The organism is Plantactinospora solaniradicis (assembly GCF_042658085.1).
GTDB classification, from domain to species: Bacteria; Actinomycetota; Actinomycetes; order Mycobacteriales; family Micromonosporaceae; genus Plantactinospora; species Plantactinospora solaniradicis.
Genome location: NZ_JBHSPR010000023.1, coordinates 15,411 through 33,612, shown reverse-complemented (window position 1 = coordinate 33,612; position 18,202 = coordinate 15,411). Strand labels below are relative to the sequence as shown.

Annotated in this window: 17 protein-coding genes; 10 read left to right on the top strand and 7 right to left on the bottom strand. The window is 70.4% G+C overall.

Annotated elements, in window-relative coordinates; genetic code table 11:
• Positions 1-16 precede the first annotated feature (16 nt).
• The 6 genes from ACFP2T_RS27485 to ACFP2T_RS27460 all read left to right on the top strand — a co-directional run bounded on the left by ACFP2T_RS27485 (position 17) and on the right by ACFP2T_RS27460 (position 7,420).
• Positions 17-2,047 carry an ABC transporter permease gene (locus ACFP2T_RS27485; protein WP_377426458.1) on the top strand — a complete coding sequence of 677 codons (2,031 nt, stop codon included), beginning with the start codon at positions 17-19 and terminating at the stop codon, positions 2,045-2,047.
• A gap of 1 nt (position 2,048) precedes the next feature.
• Positions 2,049-2,681, top strand: coding sequence for a flavin reductase family protein (locus tag ACFP2T_RS27480; protein WP_377426455.1), 633 nt, complete (start codon positions 2,049-2,051; stop codon positions 2,679-2,681).
• 64 nt (positions 2,682-2,745) lie between these two features.
• A complete protein-coding gene (locus tag ACFP2T_RS27475; RefSeq protein ID WP_377426453.1) occupies positions 2,746-3,462 on the top strand; it encodes a GntR family transcriptional regulator in 717 nt (238 codons plus the stop codon).
• A 132-nt stretch (positions 3,463-3,594) separates the two neighbouring features.
• On the top strand, positions 3,595-4,536 hold the full coding sequence (locus ACFP2T_RS27470; RefSeq protein ID WP_377426452.1) for a LysR substrate-binding domain-containing protein: 942 nt from the start codon (positions 3,595-3,597) through the stop codon (positions 4,534-4,536).
• Positions 4,537-4,730: 194 nt separating this feature from the next.
• Complete coding sequence (locus tag ACFP2T_RS27465) at positions 4,731-5,900, top strand: zinc-binding dehydrogenase (protein ID WP_377426449.1); 1,170 nt, start codon at positions 4,731-4,733, stop codon at positions 5,898-5,900.
• 26 nt (positions 5,901-5,926) lie between these two features.
• On the top strand, positions 5,927-7,420 hold the full coding sequence (locus ACFP2T_RS27460; RefSeq protein ID WP_377426448.1) for a CoA-acylating methylmalonate-semialdehyde dehydrogenase: 1,494 nt from the start codon (positions 5,927-5,929) through the stop codon (positions 7,418-7,420).
• Between the two features lie 91 nt (positions 7,421-7,511).
• Here the strand turns inward: ACFP2T_RS27460 and ACFP2T_RS27455 are convergent, their stop codons facing one another.
• Complete coding sequence (locus ACFP2T_RS27455) at positions 7,512-8,834, bottom strand: inositol-3-phosphate synthase (RefSeq protein ID WP_377426446.1); 1,323 nt, start codon at positions 8,832-8,834, stop codon at positions 7,512-7,514.
• A gap of 191 nt (positions 8,835-9,025) precedes the next feature.
• Complete coding sequence (locus ACFP2T_RS27450; protein WP_377426444.1) at positions 9,026-9,667, bottom strand: hypothetical protein; 642 nt, start codon at positions 9,665-9,667, stop codon at positions 9,026-9,028.
• Between the two features lie 260 nt (positions 9,668-9,927).
• Here ACFP2T_RS27450 and ACFP2T_RS27445 point away from each other — a divergent pair, with 260 nt between their 5' ends.
• From ACFP2T_RS27445 to ACFP2T_RS27430, 4 genes are all read left to right on the top strand, one after another.
• On the top strand, positions 9,928-10,815 hold the full coding sequence (locus ACFP2T_RS27445; protein WP_377426441.1) for an ABC transporter ATP-binding protein: 888 nt from the start codon (positions 9,928-9,930) through the stop codon (positions 10,813-10,815).
• A gap of 2 nt (positions 10,816-10,817) precedes the next feature.
• The gene (locus ACFP2T_RS27440) at positions 10,818-11,624 is read left to right on the top strand and encodes an ABC transporter permease (protein WP_377426438.1); all 807 of its coding nucleotides are present in this window, start codon (positions 10,818-10,820) and stop codon (positions 11,622-11,624) included.
• On the top strand, positions 11,621-12,880 hold the full coding sequence (locus tag ACFP2T_RS27435; RefSeq protein WP_377426436.1) for a sensor histidine kinase: 1,260 nt from the start codon (positions 11,621-11,623) through the stop codon (positions 12,878-12,880). Before ACFP2T_RS27440 ends, ACFP2T_RS27435 begins: the two co-directional genes overlap by 4 nt.
• A 69-nt stretch (positions 12,881-12,949) precedes the next feature.
• Entirely contained in the window at positions 12,950-13,633 is a 684-nt protein-coding gene (locus ACFP2T_RS27430) for a response regulator (RefSeq protein WP_377426434.1), read from the top strand.
• A 65-nt stretch (positions 13,634-13,698) separates the two neighbouring features.
• Here ACFP2T_RS27430 and ACFP2T_RS27425 read toward each other — a convergent pair whose 3' ends face one another.
• The 5 genes from ACFP2T_RS27425 to ACFP2T_RS27405 form a co-directional block, all read right to left on the bottom strand.
• Entirely contained in the window at positions 13,699-13,830 is a 132-nt protein-coding gene (locus ACFP2T_RS27425) for a hypothetical protein (RefSeq protein ID WP_377426431.1), read from the bottom strand.
• 185 nt (positions 13,831-14,015) lie between these two features.
• Positions 14,016-15,080 (bottom strand): hypothetical protein, encoded by a 1,065-nt coding sequence (locus tag ACFP2T_RS27420; RefSeq protein WP_377426429.1) that lies wholly within the window; start codon positions 15,078-15,080, stop codon positions 14,016-14,018.
• Positions 15,077-15,415, bottom strand: a complete 339-nt coding sequence (locus ACFP2T_RS27415; protein ID WP_377426427.1) for a PadR family transcriptional regulator — start codon at positions 15,413-15,415, stop codon at positions 15,077-15,079. The genes ACFP2T_RS27420 and ACFP2T_RS27415 overlap by 4 nt, the downstream gene beginning before the upstream one ends.
• Positions 15,416-15,446: 31 nt before the next feature.
• Positions 15,447-17,150, bottom strand: a complete 1,704-nt coding sequence (locus ACFP2T_RS27410) for a hypothetical protein (protein WP_377426424.1) — start codon at positions 17,148-17,150, stop codon at positions 15,447-15,449.
• Positions 17,151-17,329: 179 nt separating this feature from the next.
• Positions 17,330-18,154 carry a DeoR/GlpR family DNA-binding transcription regulator gene (locus ACFP2T_RS27405; RefSeq protein WP_377426422.1) on the bottom strand — a complete coding sequence of 275 codons (825 nt, stop codon included), beginning with the start codon at positions 18,152-18,154 and terminating at the stop codon, positions 17,330-17,332.
• Positions 18,155-18,202: the final 48 nt, after the last annotated feature.

The window sequence follows — 18,202 nt, the reverse complement described above, 5'->3', positions numbered from 1 at the left end:
GAATGGACGCCGAGCAGTGATCAACGTATTTCTCAGTGGCCTTACCACGGGGGCCATCTACGCCGTCCTCGTGTTGGGAGTTGTACTGGTCCACCGATTCGCGCACGCGGTCAACTTCGCCCATGGCGCGGTGGCCACGCTCGCCGCGTACTGCGCGTACCAGGCGCTGTCCTCGGACGTTCCGTACTGGGTCGCCGCGCTGCTCGCGATCGTGGTCGGCACGGCGGTCAACTCGATCATCGGCTGGATCCTGACCCGGTTCTTCCTCGGCGCCGACGAGATCGTCCAGACGATGGCGAGCATGGGACCCATGCTCGCCATCGTCGGGCTGGTGGGAGTGCTGTGGGGGCAGCAGGCCAAGAGCCTCGAACTCCCCGGCATTCCGACCACGGCGGTGCGCTTCGGCGACTATCTCGTCTCCGCCGTCGGCCTGGTCGTGCTGGGCCTGATCGCGGTGATCATCCTGGCGCTGATCGTCGTGGTCCGCTGGACCCGGTACGGGGTCCTGCTGCGGGCGCTCTCGGACAGCCGCGCCGTCGCCGCCATGTACGGCCTGCGGGTGGTGGCGCTGGAGCGGGCCATCTGGGCCATCGGCGGGGCGCTCGCCACCGCGGCCGGCCTGCTGATCGTGCCGCAGGTGTCGCTGCTGCCGCAGACGCTGACCGACCTGCTGATCATCGGTCTCGCGGCGGCGACGCTCGGCGGAATGGCGAGCCTCGCCGGCCTCATCGCCGGCGGCTTCATCTTCGGGGTGACGGTCGCCTTCACCCAGTACTTCTTCCAGTTGCAGATGAACTCCATCCTGGCGCTGCTGGTCGCCGTGCTGGTCTTCGCGTTCCGTCCCGAGGGCCTGTTCGGAAGGGCGAGCCGGCGTCCGGTGGAGTTCTTCCCCCAGATGATCGAGTCGGCGGCCGGCGGCGTACGGCGCGCGCCACGGCGGACCGGACCGGGCCGACCCTCGGCGCGGCTGGCCGGGGTTGTCGCCGCCGGCGCCCGTTCGGTGGACGGCCAGTCGTGGTTCGCCGCACTGCGCCGGCACTCCCTGCTCGGCACGGTAGCGGTGCTCGCAGTACTCGTGCTGCTCGCCCCCTACCTGCTCTCGACCCAGCTCATCTTCACGCTGACCACCGTGGCGCTGATGGCGATCGCCATCGCCGGGCAGAACGTGCTGTCGGGCCTGTCCGGCATGCTCTTTCTGGCCCAGGGCGGCCTGATGGCCGTCGGGTCCTACGCGTCGGCGATCATGTCGGTGCGGTACGGGCTGTCCATGGTCGAGGCCATTCCGCTGGGCGTGCTGGCCGGCCTCCTGGTCGCGGTCGCGCTGCGCGCCGCCGTGTTCCGGATCGGAGGCTTCTACCTCGGCATGGTCACGCTGCTCTTCTCCCTGGCCGTGCCGGAGGTGGTGCTCGCCTTCGACAGCGTCACCGGAGGCTCGGCCGGGCTGTTCACCTCGGGTTTCGTCCTCGGCGGCAGCGGCATCGTCGGCGTCGAGGCGACCTTCTGGATCTGTTCCGGCCTGGCGATCGTCGCACTCACCCTGGTCACCCTGTTCAAGAGGTCGCATGTCGGGCTGACGATCCGGGCGATCCGCGACTCGCGGCGGGGCGCCGAGTCCATCGGAGTCGGTCCGCAGCGGCCGCGGCTGGTCGCGGTCGCCGTCGCCGGGGCGTGCGCGGGCCTGGCCGGCGCGGTCTCCGCGTTCCAGGTCGGCGTCGTGACGCCGGAGGCCTTCGGGGTACTGACCAGCATCCACGTCCTGTTGGCCGCAGCGATCGGCGGCACCGAGTCGACGTTCGTCGGCCCGCTGCTCGGCGCGCTGTTCATCGTCGGGCTCCCGTACGCGCTCGGTGGGTCGGGTTCGGTCAGCCAGATCGCCTTCGGCGTGGTGCTGATCGCGGCCCTTGCCCTGAAGGTGGCCATCGCCAAGCGGGCGCGGGCCGGCTCGGCCGCCGACGACACGGCCGGCGAGGACGGTGTCGCCGCGCCGGAGGGCGTTCCCCGACCGACCCGGGGCCGGCCCGACGCGGGCATCCTGTTGGGCTCCTGACATGTACGTCAAGTCGGCCGAGCTCGACCTCGCCCATTGCTACAAGCTGCTGACCGGTGTGGTGATACCTCGCCCCATCGCCTGGATCACCTCGGTGTCCGACGACGGAGTGGTGAACCTCGCGCCATTCAGCCAGTTCACCATCTTGTCGTACTCGCCACCGATCATCGGCGTCAGCATCGGGCACAAGGGACGGACGCCGAAGGACACTCTCCGCAATATCCTCGCGCGCCGGACGTTCGTGGTGAACATCCCCTCGTACGCGATGATGGAGCAGGTTCACGCCTCCTCGGCCGAATTGGGCGCCGATGTCAGCGAGGCCGAGGCGCTGTCCGTTTCGATGCGGCCGACGGGGATCGACGGAGTGCCGGGAGTCGCCCAGGCCCAGGTGCGGCTGGAATGCCGGCTGTACCGAACCGAGACCTATGGGAACGATCAGTCAGTCCTCGTTTCTGGCGTGGTCGACGCGTTCGACATAGCGGATGACGCCGTCGACAACTTCAGGGTGGACGCACGTACAATCGACCCGCTGGCCCGGCTTGGCGGGCCGAACTACGCCCGCATGGCGGAGTATTCCACCCTCGCCCCGGTAGGTGCCACCCCCGCGGAGGTCATCGATTCACGACGTGAATGACACGTCGCCGAGCCACGGCGCCGTGGGCCAGAGGGTTTCACCTGCAAAGGATTCTCGCGTAGACATGGATAACGACGTGCCGAGTCCGCTGCCCGCCCGGAGCAACCTCAAGGATGAGGTGGCGCGGCACCTGCGCGACCTCATCCTGTCCGGCGTGCTGCGGCCGGGCGAGCGGCTGGACCAGGACGGAATCGCCGCCGAGCTGCGCACCAGCCGGCTTCCGGTGCGCGAGGCGTTGATCACGCTTCAGGTCGAGGGACTCGTCGAGAACATCGCCCGGCGGGGCTCGTTCGTGGCGCGGCTGGAGCCGCAGGACATCAGCGACCACTACGAGATGTACGGGCTGCTCAGCGGCCTCGCCGCCGGTCGGGCGGCCGAGTCGCCGGACAGCAGGCGGCTGGTCGACCAGCTCGCCGGGATCTGTGACGAGATGCGGGCGGCGACGGACCCCCGCGAGCGCGACCGGCTGAACTTCGCGTTCCATCAGGCCATCAACAAGGCGGGCAGCTCGGGTCGGCTGCGGGCGGTGCTGCGCATGTTGTCGAACAGCATGCCCACCTATTTCTTCGCGCACGCTTCCGGCTCCCCGGACCCGGACCGGGCCCGGGAATGGGAGGCCGCGGCTCTCGACGAGCACGACCTCATCGTCGCGGCGCTGCGTACCCGGGACAGCCGCGCCGCCTCGGAGGCGACGGCCAACCACTTCCGCCGAACCGGCCGGCAGGCCGTCGAACGGCTGTGGGCGGCCGGGCTCTGGCCCGACACCGACGAGACTCCCTGACGGGTTGGCCGACCCGCCGGGGAGGTCACCTCGGTCGGCGGCCTTCCGCGCGACGGCGGACCCGTTCGACGCGGGCCGTCGACCCACCCGCGCGACTCATTGATCCGGCTCCCGGCCACGGACGGAGGTTCGATGCCACCGCATTCCGACGAGGTGAACACCGACGACCTGCGTCTGTTGCTCACCCTGGCCCGTACCGGGCGGATGGTCGCGGCGGCGGCGGTGCTCGGCATCGACCACACGACGGTCCGGCGGCGGCTGCGCCGGCTGGAGTCGTCGCTCGGCGCGACGCTGGTGGAACACGGGTCGGACGGCTGGGTGCTCACCGACATCGGCCGGGTCGTCGTGGAACGGTCCGCGCCGCTGGAGCACGTGGTGCAGCGGGTACGGGACGCGGTGGCGGGTGAGGAGGGCGCGGTCCACGGCACGGTCCGGATCGCCGCCCCGGACGGCTTCGGGGTCTCCTTCGTGACCGCGGCGGTCTCCGACGTCGTCGTCCACCATCCGGGGATCACGGTCGAGCTGGTCACCTCGACCCGTCCGCTGAGCCCGCGGGCGCCCGGCTACGACATGTCGGTGAACGTGGGCGTACCAAGGCCGGGCTGGGTCGACACCGAACTGCTCACCCAGTACGCACTCGGCCTCTACGCGAGCCGCGACTACCTGGCCCGGTCGCCCCGGATCACCGGGACCGAAGACCTGGCCGAACACCGGCTCATCTTCTACGTCGACTCGCACCTGACCGTGGCCGAACTGGATCTGGCCCGCAGCTTCGCCGGGATGCGCGTCGGCCTCTCCTGCACGAACGTGGCTGCGCAGGTCGAGGCGACCAGGCGGGGCGCCGGGATCGGCCTGCTGCCGTGCTTCCTGGCGGAGGTCGAGCCGGACCTCGAACGCGTCCTGCCGGAACAGGTGCGCGTCCTGCTCGACTTCTCGCTGAACGTACGCCGGGACAGCCTCGCGGTGGAGGCGGTGCGGCTGGTGCGGGCGGCACTGCACCGCGAGATCGCCAAGCGGCGACACGAACTGGTGCCGCCGCCCCGGCCCGGTGGCGTCGGGCGGGTTGCCGGGTAGTCGCACGGGCCGGGTCCGGTGTGCAGATTCGCAGATCTGCTGTGCATCACTGGCCCTTGACCGCACGAGCCTGCCGGGAAAGGCTCGTCGGGACCGGCAGGCGGACCCCAGCGGCGTACTCGTCGGCCAGGCCGGCGCTGAGGCGGACGCCGCGCGCCGATCGGTAGACCATCGAACGAAGGGCTGAGACTCGTATGCCGGAACCCCTCGACCGTCAGGACGTCCCGGTCGGCGCAGGCCTGCCCGCCGACATGCTGGCCGCAATCCTTCCGGACGACCGGCCGGGTTTGGCCGTCACCCGGATCCCGGTGCCGGTTCCCCGCGCCGACGAGGCCCTGGTACGCGTCACCGCCTGCGGCGTCTGCCACACCGACCTGCACGTGATCAAGGGTGAGGTGGCCTTCCCCCGCCCCGCGGTGCTGGGTCATGAGATCAGTGGCACGGTGGTGGCGTTCGGCGAGGGCACCACCGACCGGCGCGGCCTCGACGTGGGGGACCGAGTCGTCGGCGCGTTCATCATGCCCTGCACCCGATGCGCGGCCTGCCAGCGCGGCCGCGACGACATGTGCGAGGCGTTCTTCGCGCAAAACCGGCTCAGGGGCACGCTCTACGACGGCGAGAGCCGGCTGGCCATGCCCGACGGTTCGTTCCTGGCCATGTATTCGATGGGCGGACTGGCCGAGTACAGCGTCGTCCCGCTCGCCGCGCTCGCCGCGCTGCCGGACGGGCTGGACCCGGTATCCGCGGCGACACTGGGCTGCGCCGCCTTCACCGCGTACGGCGCCGTGCACCGTGCCGGGGAGTTGCGGCCCGGCCAGTCGGTCGCGGTGGTCGCGGTGGGCGGAGTCGGTTCCGGCGTGATCCAGGTGGCCCGCGCGGGCGGCGCCGAGATCGTCATCGCCGTCGACGTCGCACCGGAGAAGCTGGAGAACGCGAAGCGCCTCGGCGCGACCCACCTGGTCAACTCACGGGAGGTGGACGCCGTCGCGGCGGTCCGCGAGATCACCGGCGGTCGCGGCGTGGACATCGGGTTCGAGGCGCTCGGCCAGCCGGCGACGTTCCGCCAGGCCGTGGGCATGCTGGCCGACGGCGGGCGGATGGTCGCCATCGGCATCGCGGCGGGCGCCGCCAGCGCGGAGGTCGAGATCACCCCGCTGGTACGCCGCGGCTACACCATCACCGGTTCGTTCGGCGCGCGGACCCGGGCGGACCTGCCGGAGGTGGTACGCGGCGCCGCCGAGGGCCACTTCGACACCGTCAATCTGGTGACCCGCCAGTACTCGCTGGCCGAGGCCGACGAGGCGTACCAGGCGCTGGCGCGCGGCGAGATCACCGGTCGGGCCGTCGTCGTGATGGCCCCGTGAGCACTGGAAGAAGGGCTGAGGATCAGATGTCGGAACGCATCGTCCACTGGATCGGCGGGAAGGAACACGACCCGGGGGAGTCCCGACTCGGGCCGGTCTACGATCCGGCGCTCGGTACCCGGACCGCCTCGGTGCTGCTCGCCGACGCGGCCGAGGTCGATGCCGCGGTGGCCGCCGCCGCGGCCGCGTTCCCGGCGTGGCGGGACACGTCGATCGCCAAGCGGCAGGCGGTGTTGTTCACCTTCCGCGAACTGCTCAACGCGCGGCGGAACGAGCTGGCGGAGATCATCACCCGCGAGCACGGCAAGGTGCTCTCGGACGCGCTCGGCGAGATCGTCCGCGGTCAGGAAGTGCTCGAATTCGCGCTGGGCTTCCCCGAGGTGCTCAAGGGCGCGTACACGCAGAACGCCTCGACCGGAGTGGACGTGCACTCGATACGCCAGCCGATCGGGGTGGCCGCGATCGTCAGTCCGTTCAACTTCCCGGCGATGGTGCCGATGTGGTTCTTCCCGATCGCGCTGGCCGCAGGCAACTCCGTGGTGCTCAAGCCCAGCGAGAAGGACCCTTCCGCGGCCGTCTGGCTGGCCCGGCTGCTGGCCGAGGCCGGGTTGCCGGACGGGGTGTTCAACGTGCTGCACGGCGACCGGGCGGCCGTGGACGGGCTGCTCGCGCACCCCGACGTGGCGTCGGTGTCGTTCGTCGGCTCGACGCCGATCGCCCGGCACATCTACCAGACCGCGGCGGCGAACGGGAAGCGGGTGCAGGCGCTCGGCGGAGCCAAGAACCACATGCTGGTGCTCCCCGACGCCGACCTCGACCTCGCCGCCGACGCCGCAGTGAACGCGGGCTTCGGCTCGGCGGGCGAGCGGTGCATGGCGATCAGCGTCGTGGTGGCGGTCGAGCCGGTGGCCGACCCGCTGATCGCCAGGATCACCGAACGGATGCGCGGGCTGCGTACCGGGGACGGCCGGCGTGGCTGCGACATGGGCCCGCTGGTCACCCGCGAGCACCGGGACCGGGTCGCCGGGTATCTCGACGTCGCGGTCTCCGACGGCGCGACGGTGGTGGTGGACGGCCGGGACGTGGTCGCGGACGGCGCCCCGGAGGGCTTCTGGCTCGGCCCGACCCTGCTTGACAAGGTGCCGACCGCGTCGCGGGTCTACACCGACGAGATCTTCGGCCCGGTGCTGTCCGTGGTGCGGGTCGGCTCGTACGAGGAGGCCGTCGCACTGATCAACTCCGGGGCCTTCGGCAACGGCACCGCGATCTTCACCAACGACGGCGGGGCCGCCCGGCGCTTCCAACTCGAGGTCGAGGTGGGAATGGTCGGCATCAACGTCCCGATCCCGGTACCCGTGGCGTACCACTCCTTCGGCGGCTGGAAGGAGTCGCTGTTCGGCGACACCAAGGCGTACGGGGCGGATGGTTTCCGCTTCTTCACCCGGGAGAAGGCGGTCACCACGCGCTGGCTCGACCCGAGCCACGGGGGGATCAACCTCGGCTTCCCGCAGAACACGTGAGTTCCGCCTGACGACGGGGGAGCCCAACCTGGTTGTGGCGCGTGCCCGCCAGCCACGGTCGTTGCGGGCCGGCGGGCAGGCGCCTGCGATCTCAGTCCTCGTGGTACTCCATGCCTGGATGGCTGATCTGCTCCTCGCCCATCAGCCAGCGGAGGGTGTTCTTCAGCTTGGTCTGCTGGATGAACAGGTCGTGCTCGGGATAGACGCCGGGGGCGGTCTGCGGGCTCTTGAAGTAGAGCGACAGCCACTCCTGCACGCCCGTCAGGCCCGCTCGCTGGGCAAGGTCGGTGAACAGCACCAGGTCGAGTACCAGAGGCGCGGCCAGGATCGAGTCCCGGCACAGGAAGTTAACCTTGATCTGCATCGGATAGCCGAGCCAGCCGAAGATGTCGATGTTGTCCCAACCCTCCTTGTTGTCACCACGGGGCGGGTAGTAGTTGATGCGCACCTTGTGGTGAAAGTCGCCATAAAGTTCGGGATAGCGGCCGGGCTGCAGGATGTGCTCGAGCACGCCGAGCTTGGTCTTCTCCTTGGTACGGAAGCTGTCGGGGTCGTCGAGGACCTCGCCGTCGCGGTTCCCCAGGATGTTGGTCGAGTACCAGCCCGAAAGTCCCAGCACACGAGCCTTCAACATCGGCGCCAGCACGGTTTTTACCAGGGTCTGCCCGGTCTTGAAGTCCTTGCCGCTGATGGGCACGCCCGCTGTGTGGGCGAGCTCGGTCATCGCCGGGACGTCGGTGGTGAGGTTGGGCGCCCCGTTGACAAAGGCCACGCCCTCCTTCAGCGCCGCGTAGGCGTAGAGCATCGAGGGCGGGACGCTCTCGTCGTCGGCGTCCAGCGCGGCTTCGAACGCCGCCAGGCTCTGGTGGGCCGGGCTGGGATCGATGAAGGCCTCGGTGGAGGCACACAGGATCACCACTATCCGGTCGCAGGAGCGCGCCGCCTTGAAGTCGCGAATGTCGCTGCGCAGGGCCTCGGCAAGGTCCCGCTTGCCCGTGGTGGGCTTGACGTTGGCGCCCTCGAGCCGCCGCACGTAGTTCTGGTCGAAGGCGGCTGGCATGGGCTCGACCTCTTTGAGTGCCGCCGCGATCGGCTCGATATGGGCGTACCGGTCGAGCACGCCGCATTTGAGCGCGGCTTCGTAGGCGGTGTCCGAGATCGGGTCCCAGGCACCGAAGACCAGTTGGTCGAGGTCGGCCAGCGGCACGAAATCGCGAATGAGCGGCGCCCGGCCCTCGGTCCGGTTGCCGAGGCGGATGGTACCCATCTGAGCGAGCGATCCGACGGGCTTGGCGAGGCCTTGCCTGATCAGCTCGACGCCGGCGATGACGGTCGACGCCACGGCGCCGAGTCCCACGAAGAGGACGCCCAACCGGCCCGTGGCCGGTGTGATGTGCTGCGGTGCTGTCTCCACGAAACTCTTACCTCCAGGATGATGCCGCACTGGGGCGTCGGCGCCAGCGCGTGCGGGAGTGAACGGGTGCTTGATTGCCGTGGTGTTGGTGTCGACATCGGTCGGCCCGGCCACCCCGTGCCAAGCGGACTTGCGCCGCGGTGGGCGTGCGTTTGATTGATGTCGGCCGATCCGGGGTCGAGCCGGGCCCTCTAGCGCTGCCTGCGGCCCCGACCTTGCTGTGACTCTCCGAGCATCGAGCGGATCTCGCCGCCGAGCGCCGCGAGCCTCTGCAGGGTGTAGGCGGCGGCGTCGAAGGCGGTGCAGCCGTGGTAGATCCGGCCGCGGTCGTCGAACAGTTGGCCGACGAACTCGTCCTCCCCGACCTCGGCCGCGGTCCAACGGTCCCAGAGCACGCGCTGCATGGCCTGCCTCGCGTCGGTGGCCGGATCCCGGAAGACGATTTCGCAGCCCTGGTCGCGCAGGGCACCGATCAGGTGCTCCGCCGCCTTGGCCTGCATGCCCTCGGCGAGTCGCCCATCCTCGTACCTGATGCCCGGGAAGTCGATCGGCGCCGAGGTGAGGTCGTCGGGGCGCAGGAACCGGAATATGAACGTGCGGCGTACCGTTTCCTGAACGTGCGCGGTAAGCATCGCGCGGCGGCCCTGTCCGGGGCGGCGGCTCTCCCAGACCCGCAGTTCCTCGGCCCGCCCAGGATCCCACCCCGCCATGCCGCCGACGGTGACATCCGGCTCGGGGAAGTCCGCGTAGCGCAGCCGCCACATGCTGACCGTCTTCGGCTCAACATTGAACATCACCGCGATGTCGGCCACGCCGAGCATCTCCTTCACCATGTGGCGCTCCGCTCCCAGGTTCGTAGACTCCTATCTACAAAGTGGCGGACCGGACAGGGTTTGTCAACCATGGTCTACAAACTGGTCCGGATGCGTCGTGCGGCGCTGATGCCCTACGTCGCGCCACCGCGCCGACGGAGTGACGGAGTCGACCGCCAGTCACCGATCGTGACACTGTTCCACCTCTGCGGCCTCAGTCTCGGGGATGACAGTCCCGGGCCCGATGTGCCTACCTCGGCTCCTGGGCCATTCTTCGGGCCATGATCGAGGTACGTGACCTGACGAAACGCTATGGGGATACGGTCGCCGTCGACGGGCTTTCCTTCGGGGTGAAGCCGGGCCAGGTGACGGGTTTCCTCGGCCCGAACGGGGCAGGCAAGTCGACCACGATGCGCGCCCTGCTCGGACTGACCCGACCGACCCGGGGCGCGGCACTGATCGGCGGCCGGCCCTATCGGGAACTGGCCGAGCCGTTGCGGCAGGTCGGAGCCCTGCTCGAAGCAAGGGCGGTCCATCCGGGGCGGACGTCGTACCACCACCTGCTGGGGCTGGCCCGCAGCAACCGGATTCCGGAGAGCCGGGTCCGGGAGGTGCTCGAAACGGTCGGCCTGGACGGCGTGCGTCGGCGGCGGGCCGGCGCCCTCTCCCTCGGTATGGCCCAGCGGCTCGGCGTCGCTGCGGCGCTGCTCGGCGACCCGCCGGTACTGCTGCTGGACGAGCCGGTGAACGGGCTCGACCCGGAGGGCATCCGCTGGATCCGCGACCTGATGAAGCGGTTGGCGGCGAAGGGCCGGACGATCCTGGTGTCCAGCCACCTCATGAGCGAGATGGCACTGACCGCCGACCACCTGATCGTGGTCGGCAAGGGTCGACTGCTGGCAGACACCTCGGTCGAGGCGTTCATCGCCACCAATTCCCGTTCCTACATCCGGATCCGTACGCCGGAGCCGGAGCGGCTTCGGGACGTACTGGCCGGGGCGGGTGTCCGGGCCGACAGCGGTCCCGATGCAACGTTGGAGGTGACCGGTGCACCGGTCGAGACCGTGGGCGCGCTGGTCGCGCGGAGCCGGGTGACGGTCCACGAGGTGAGCGTGCAGTCGGCGTCGCTGGAGGAAGCGTTCATGCGGCTCACCGGAGGGGCGGAATGAGCATGGCAACCACTGGATCGGCCGTTGGATCGGCTTCCGCACCGGCCCTCGGATCGGCGATCGCGTTCGAATGGACCAAGGCCCGTACCCTGCGGTCGTCGCTCGGCTCCCTGGCGCTGTGCTTCGCGGCGAGTGTCGGCATCGCTCTGCTGTTCGGGATGGTGCTGCGCGGCGCGTACGACGGGATGAGCCCGGAGGGGAAGGCGTCATTCGACCCGGTCGGGTCGGGATTCAACGGTCTCCGGCTCAGCATGATCGCCCTGGTCGTCTTCGGCGTATTGCTGACCAGCGGTGAGTACGCCACCGGAACGATCAGCTCCTCACTGGCGGCGGTGCCCCGGCGTGGCGTGTTCTACGCCGCGAAGGTGATCACCGGGACGTCGATCGCGTTGGTCGTTGCCGCCGTCGTCACCCTCGGCACGTTCTTCACCGCGCAGGCAGCCATCGGCGGTGCGCACAACGCGGCCGTCACCGACGACGGCGTGCCCCGGGCGATCATCGGTGCCGTCCTCTACCTGACGTTAGCGTGCGCGTTCTCGATGGGGCTGGCGACCATGCTGCGCAGCTCAGCCCTGACGCTGGGTATCCTGGTGCCGATCTTCTTCATGGGGTCGGAGATCCTGAACAACCTGCCGAAGGTGCGTACCGTGGCCCAGTTCCTGCCCGACGCGGCCGGCAGCATCATCCTGCGCCGGGAGCCGCCGGACGACAGCGTCCTCGGCCCGTGGACCGGGATCGGAGTGCTGCTGCTCTGGACGCTCGCGGCCGTACTGGGCGGCTATCTCAGCATGCGGCGTCGGGACTTGTGAACCCGGTCAACCGGCCGGGTCACCAACGACTGGTCGCACTGGACTGCCTCGGCGCGGCCGGTTACGTCGGCGTGCTCCTGCTGCTGCGGCACACCCAGGGGTCCGCCCCGGTGCCGGCGGAGCTGCCCGGCTGGGCGGCGGACGCGTTGACCGCCGCGATCGGACTGCCACTCGCCGTACGACGGCTGTGGCCGTTGCCGGTGCTGACCGTGGTCCTGAGCGGGTCGGTGCTGGCGCTGCCGCTCGGGGTGCTGACGGACCCGTTCCTCGCCACGGCGGTGGCGCTATACACCGTCGGGGTCACCGTAGCGGGGCGGCGGTGGGTGCCGGCCGCCGTCCTGACGGCGCTCGGGATCGCTGGAACGGTACCGCCGCGCCCGGCCAGCGGCGCGCACGCCTACTGGTGGCAGGATGGGCCGGGCCTGATCATCATCGGTTGGCTGCTCGTCGGCGGCTCGTGGCTGCTAGGCAGCGCTGTCCGGCAGCAGCGGGCCACCGCGGCGCGGGCGGCCGAGCAGCTGGCCTGGTCGGCGGTGACCACGGAACGGTTGCGGATCGCCCGCGAGCTGCACGACATCGTCGCGCACAGCGTCGGCATCATCGCGGTCAAGGCCGCGGTCGCCAACCACGTCGTACGGACCCGACCCGGTGAGGTGGCCGATGCGCTGCGGGTCATTGAGGAGACCAGTCGGAACGCCCTCGCCGAGATGCGGCAGATGCTCGGGGTGCTGCGCTCGGAGGCGTACGACGACGGGCCGACGGAGCAACGACCGGCGGATGGGCCGACGGAGGATGGGACGGCGCTGGACCTGGCACCGGCGCCGGGGCCCGAGGGACTGCCCGCGCTTGTCGAGCGGGCGGCGACCTCCGGCGTGCGGGTGGAGTTGACGGTCGACGGCGTGGATCAGGTGTCCGAGGCGATGGGGTTGACGATCTACCGGATCGTGCAGGAGTCGTTGACCAACGCCGCCAAGCACGCGGCGCCGACTCGGTGCCGGGTGGCGGTCGAGGCGATCGGGGTCGAGGTACGGATCCAGGTGACAGACGACGGGCGCGATGGCGGTGCGCGTGAGGCCGGTGGGCACACCGGTGCGGGACTCGCCGGTGTCGGGCACGGCCTGACCGGTATGCGGGAGCGGGTCCTCATGTACGGCGGGCACTTCGCCGCCGGACCACGGCCGGAGGGTGGTTATCGGGTCACCGCCCGGATCCCCTTCCGTCGACTCGGCGATCGGTCCAGGGACGGCCATGAGTGAGCGCAGCGGGGAAATCAGCCAGCCCAGTTTCAAGGCTCATGCCGCCGACGAGCGAAACGACGAGACGGCATGAACGACGCCGTCCGGGTGCTGGTTGCCGACGATCAGGCACTGCTGAGGGGCAGCTTCCGGGTTCTGATCGAGGACGAGCCGGGCTTCGTGGTGGTCGGCGACGCGGACACCGGCCACCGGGCGGTGGAGCTTGCCCGGCTGACCGCTCCCGACGTCGTACTGATGGACGTTCGGATGCCCGAGCTGGACGGGATCGAAGCCACCCGGAGGATCTGCGGCTCGCCGGAGACGGCGAAGGTCCGGGTGTTGATGCTCACCATGTTCGATCTCGACTCGTACGTCTACGCCGCGTTGCGGGCCGGGGCGAGCGGCTTTCTGCTCAAGGACACCCCGCCGAGTGATCTGTTGTCAGCCATCCGGGTGGTCGCCGCCGGTGATGGTCTGCTGGCTCCGTCGGTCACCCGGCGGCTGATCGCGGAGTTCGCCCGCAGCCACGAGCCGGTCCGCCCGTTCGGTGGGAGGATGGCGGACGTCACCGGACGGGAACGCGAGGTCTTCATCCTCGTCGCCCGGGGACTATCCAACGCCGAGATCGCGCAGCGGCTACGGGTCAGCCTCGCCACCGTCAAGACCCACGTCAGCCACCTGCTGACCAAACTCGACGCCCGCGACCGTACCCAACTGGTGATCGCCGCGTACGAGTCGGGACTGGTCTCCCGACGGACCGGGCCGACAAGTTGATCCCACGCCACCGTGCTGTCGGGAACAGTGGTGGTACGCCACCGTCTTGATGAACGGGTACACGTTCACCGGGTGTCCTTCGCGAAGAAAGCGGTGGCCCGCTCGAGGATGTCCACGTCCTCGCGCAGTTGGTGGTTCTCTCGGCGCAGCCGCGCGAGTTCACCGTGCGCGAGTTCGACCCGGCCGCATCGGTGCAACAGGTGACCGAGGAAATGTACTCCGGTCCGTGCGGTCGGCCGTCTCGTTCACTCGTCCCGGCCCGAACGCGGTCATGAGCGCGCGACGGACCGTTCGGGAGGGCCGGTCTTGTTGCTCGGTCGTCGGTCGGCGTGCTGCGTGCCGGCCCCGAGCGGTGCGACCCGCGGTCGCGCTCGGTGGACGGTTAATACCGGATCGGGTCCGGGCGGCGGCGACCCTCGTACCAGTGGACCAGGGCGACGCACAGGACGAGCAGGCCGACCGGGGGCAGCGCGAGCCGGAGCCACTGCCCCGCGTCGAGCGGGAGCGGCGGGCTGACGTGGTAGGCGGCCATCCGGTAGCCGAGGAAGCTGTGCTCGACCACGAGGTAGAGGACGACGACAGGCAACGCGACCGCCACGATACGACGGCGGACCGGCCCGGCCAGCCGGGCCAGCACGATCAGCAGCAGCGCCAGGGCGGCCAGATAGAGCACCGCCACGGACGGGTTGATGTGCGGGTACTGTGGGCCGAACATCGACCGTACGGCGGATTCCGAGTAGGACCCTTCACGGCCGGGTAGCGGAACGATCTTGACCTGGAGCAGGTTGGCGATGCCGGTGCCGATGACGAGCAGACCGGCCAGCAGCAACGCGCCGGTTCGCCGCCGGCCGAGCAGCTTCGATACCGGCCGATGCCGGACCGACATGGCGAAGCCGACCGAGGCGAGGAAGCCGAGGGCGAGCGGTCGCAGCCCGTACAGCAGGTCGGTGGGAAACATCCGGTAGCGATCGATCAGCACGACGGCCTCGGCCACGGTGACCAGCGAGGCGATCGCGGCGGCGCCGGTCCGCCAGCCGAGGAGGGCGGCGATCACCACCGGCAGCCAGACGAGATCGCGGAGCACGTCCGGCGCCGACCAGGGCTCGAATTCGGCCCCGGGCACGATGCTGGTCACGAGCGTCTGCATGCCGAAGTTGTACGCGACGGTCCGCAGCCCGAGGCTGGCGAGCAGGACGGCGGCGATGGTGGCGGTCACTGCCGCCGCGGTGCGCCACCGGTCGTCCGTAGCGGCGGCACGCAGTGCCCGGAGCCGTACGCCGACCGCCGCCGTCAGCAGGTCGGCCACTTCGGCCATGGTCGGTCGGCGCTGGCCCGGCTCGGCCCGGTCCAGTAGGACGCCGAGCATCTCCTCGTGGTACAGCCGGCGGTGCCGGGCCGGGAACGCGGTGAGCAGCAACCGGTAGCGACGTTCCAGTGGTCCGCTCACGACGTGCCGCCGAGGCGGAGTCGCCGCAGCCCCCGGTCGGCGGCTTCGGCGGTCTGCCGCAATCGCTCGCTCTCGGCGGCCAGTTCCTGGGCGCCCAATCCGGTGAGCCGGTAGTAGCGCCGCAGCCGGGACCGGACGATCTCCTCGCGGTCGAGCTCGATCAGACCCGCCTGGCGCAGCCGGTCGAGGACGGCGTAGAGCGAGCCGGTGCCGAGCCGGAGTCGCCCGCCGGAGACCTGTTCGACCTCGCCGATTAGGCCGTAGCCGTGTTGCGGCCCGCTGGCGAGGACGGTGAGCACCAGCAGCGCCGGTTGGCTCAGCGGAGCGGACGTCATGCTCCCAGGATATATGCCGGAGTCCGGTACATCAACGAGCCGAGTTGTCGGCGCGGTCGACCGGCACCGCCAACCGCCCGGTCGGCACATACAGCCGGTAGCCGGCGACCTGCACCGCGCCGGCCAACACCGCCGGGCCGTCGGGCAGCCCGCGCAGGTACCCGACGAACGCGGTCGCCTCCGGCTTGCCCGCCGGGAAGACGTACGCGGGTCGCGCCGCAGCCTCGATCCGGCGCCGCGCCCCCGGGTCCTTGTCGGTGCCGCGTCGCAGTTCAGCGGTGACGCTCGCGCAGCCGATCCGGCGCTCGGTGGCGAACATCAGCCGCTGACAGGTCCAGTAGTCGGTGTACAGCCGGTCGATACCGCGTCGGTCCAGTTCGGCGATCAGTTCCCGCTCGTCGGCGGCGGCTCGCCGGTGTCCATCCACCGTGGACAGGACGGCCAGACTGGCGGTCCCGGCCGTGGCCACCAGGACCGCGATCGCCGCCCGAGCCGGCCAGGCCGACCAGGCCCGCCCGGTCCGCCGGGCGGTCGACCAGATCGGCCAGAGTACGACGGGCAGCGAGATCACCAGGCAGCACAGGTACCTGACGCTCTCGGTCGGGGTCGTGCCGGCCGGCGAACTGGCCGTGTAGAGCCCGATCGTCAGCAGCCCCGGCACGGCGAGCCCGAGCCGTCCCGCCGCGTGCACGGCGCCGTCACGTAGATCCTGACGCAGTCTCCGACCGGCCAGCAGAACCACGCCGATCAGCGACCCCACGACGACCGGCCCGCAGAGTTGGGCGAGCGGTGTGCAGGAGCCGGGCCCGCACAGTCCCATCCGCATCGGCACGCCGACCATCAAGCCACCGTGCAGCCGGGCCAGCGTGTTCGGCGGCTGCCCCGGGGCGTCCTGCCCGAAGACCATCCGTAGATAGGCGAGGGTCGAGTTGTCCGCCAGCGGACTGGTCAGGTCGTGCAGCAGTTGCGGCGCCACACCGACCAGGAATCCGGCGCCGGCCAGTAGACCGGCCCTGCCGAGCAGTTCGCGCCGGCAACCGGCCAGCAACACCGCGACCGCGCCGAGCAGGTACGGCGCGGCGAGCCAGTCGGTCCAGGCCACCAGCCCGGCGACCAGTCCCCAACCGGCGAACCCCACCAGTCGGCTGCCCCTCGGACCCGGTGGCCGCAGTTCGTCCGTGCCCGCCTGCCCGCCCGACGGCGGTTGGTCCTGCCTCGACGGCCCGCCCGGGCGCGACTTGTCCCGGCTCGACGGCCCGCCGAGCCGTAGCGCGCCCCAGAACAGGGCGGCGCAGCCTGGCACGATCCAGGCGAAACCGTTGGCGATGAGCTGGTCCTTGAGAACCCGGTCCGATCCCAGCACCAGCGCGGCGGTGACGCAGACGGCGAACCAGGGTGTGTAGAGCCGCGCCGTGAGCCGGTACAGCAGTACCGCGAAGACCGCGAAGGCCACCGTGGTCGAGAGCCGCAGTGCCGGCACGGACGGGCCCGCTAGCCACACCGCCACCGCCGCAAACCAGGCCTCGAGCGCTCCCATGTAGTGCTGCCCGTAGAGGAAGACCGGCGCCGCGTCGCCCCTGGCGATGTCGGTCGCCATCAGGCCGATCAGCGCCTCGTCGCTGTTGGTCCGTGGCACCACCAGCGCGGTGAGCCAGGCCCGCCAGGCCAGCCCGGTGGCGATGAGCAGTCCGGCGATGCCGGCCGGCCGCAGCAGTGGTCTTCCCCGTAGATGCACGACGACAAGATATATACCTTCCACCGATATATTCAAGGCTCGCTGATATTCGCCACGACACCGTGAGCCTCTTGGTCAGGGAACCGTCCCGGCAGTTCCTCGCCGCCGTTAAGGCTGCGGTCGCCCGCGTCTCAGGACAGGAAGAGGCGGACGGGCCCGCAGGACGGTGACGCCACTGGTCAGGCCAGCAGAACGGTGACGCCGGCGGCACGCAGTTCGCCGACCACCTGATCGTTCGCGTCTTCGTCGGTGACCAGCGTGTGCACCGCGTCGACATCGCAGATCCGGGCGAAGGAGTGCCGCCCCAGTTTCTCCGAACCGGCGACCGCGACGACGCGGCGGGCGCGCCGGACCATCAGCGCGTTCACGCCCGCCTCCGCCTCGTCGTGGCAGGAGGTGCCGCCATCGGGGGAGAAGGCGTCCACGCCGAGGATAAGTACGTCGAGCCAGAGCTCCTGTAGGACCATTGTGGTCAGCGGCCCGGTCAGTTCGTACGACTGGGGCAGGGCCACCCCGCCGAGAATGACAGTCCGGACGTGCTGGCGCAGCACCATCTCGGTGGCGATGTTCAGGGCGTTCGTCACCACCGTGAACGCGGGACGCTGGGTCGCCTGGGCGAGGTCGACCCGGGCCGCGAGTCGTCGGGCGGTGGCCGAGGTGGTGCTGCCGCCGTTGAACGCCACCACGTCGCCGAGCGCGACGAGTTCGCTGGCCAGGGTGGCGATCCGTTCCTTCGCGCCGTTGTCGCCACGGCCTCGGTACCGCACCGGCAGGTCGTAGGCGACCGAGGTGGCGACGATGCCTCCGTGGGTACGGGTCACCAGTTGTTGCTCCGCCAGGATGGTGAAGTCCCGACGGACGGTCGCCTCGGAGACCTTCAGTGAGCGCGTGGCCTCGGCGACCGTGAGCCGGCCCCGGGCGGCGAGGATGTCGAGCAGAACCTGCAGTCGCTGTGCCCGGTCGGGGGCGTCCCCCTGCCCGGTCGCGGCTCCGGCCGGACTCACCTGACGGCTCCGGGCGCGGCGCTGTCCGGGCGAAGCTGCGACACGGGG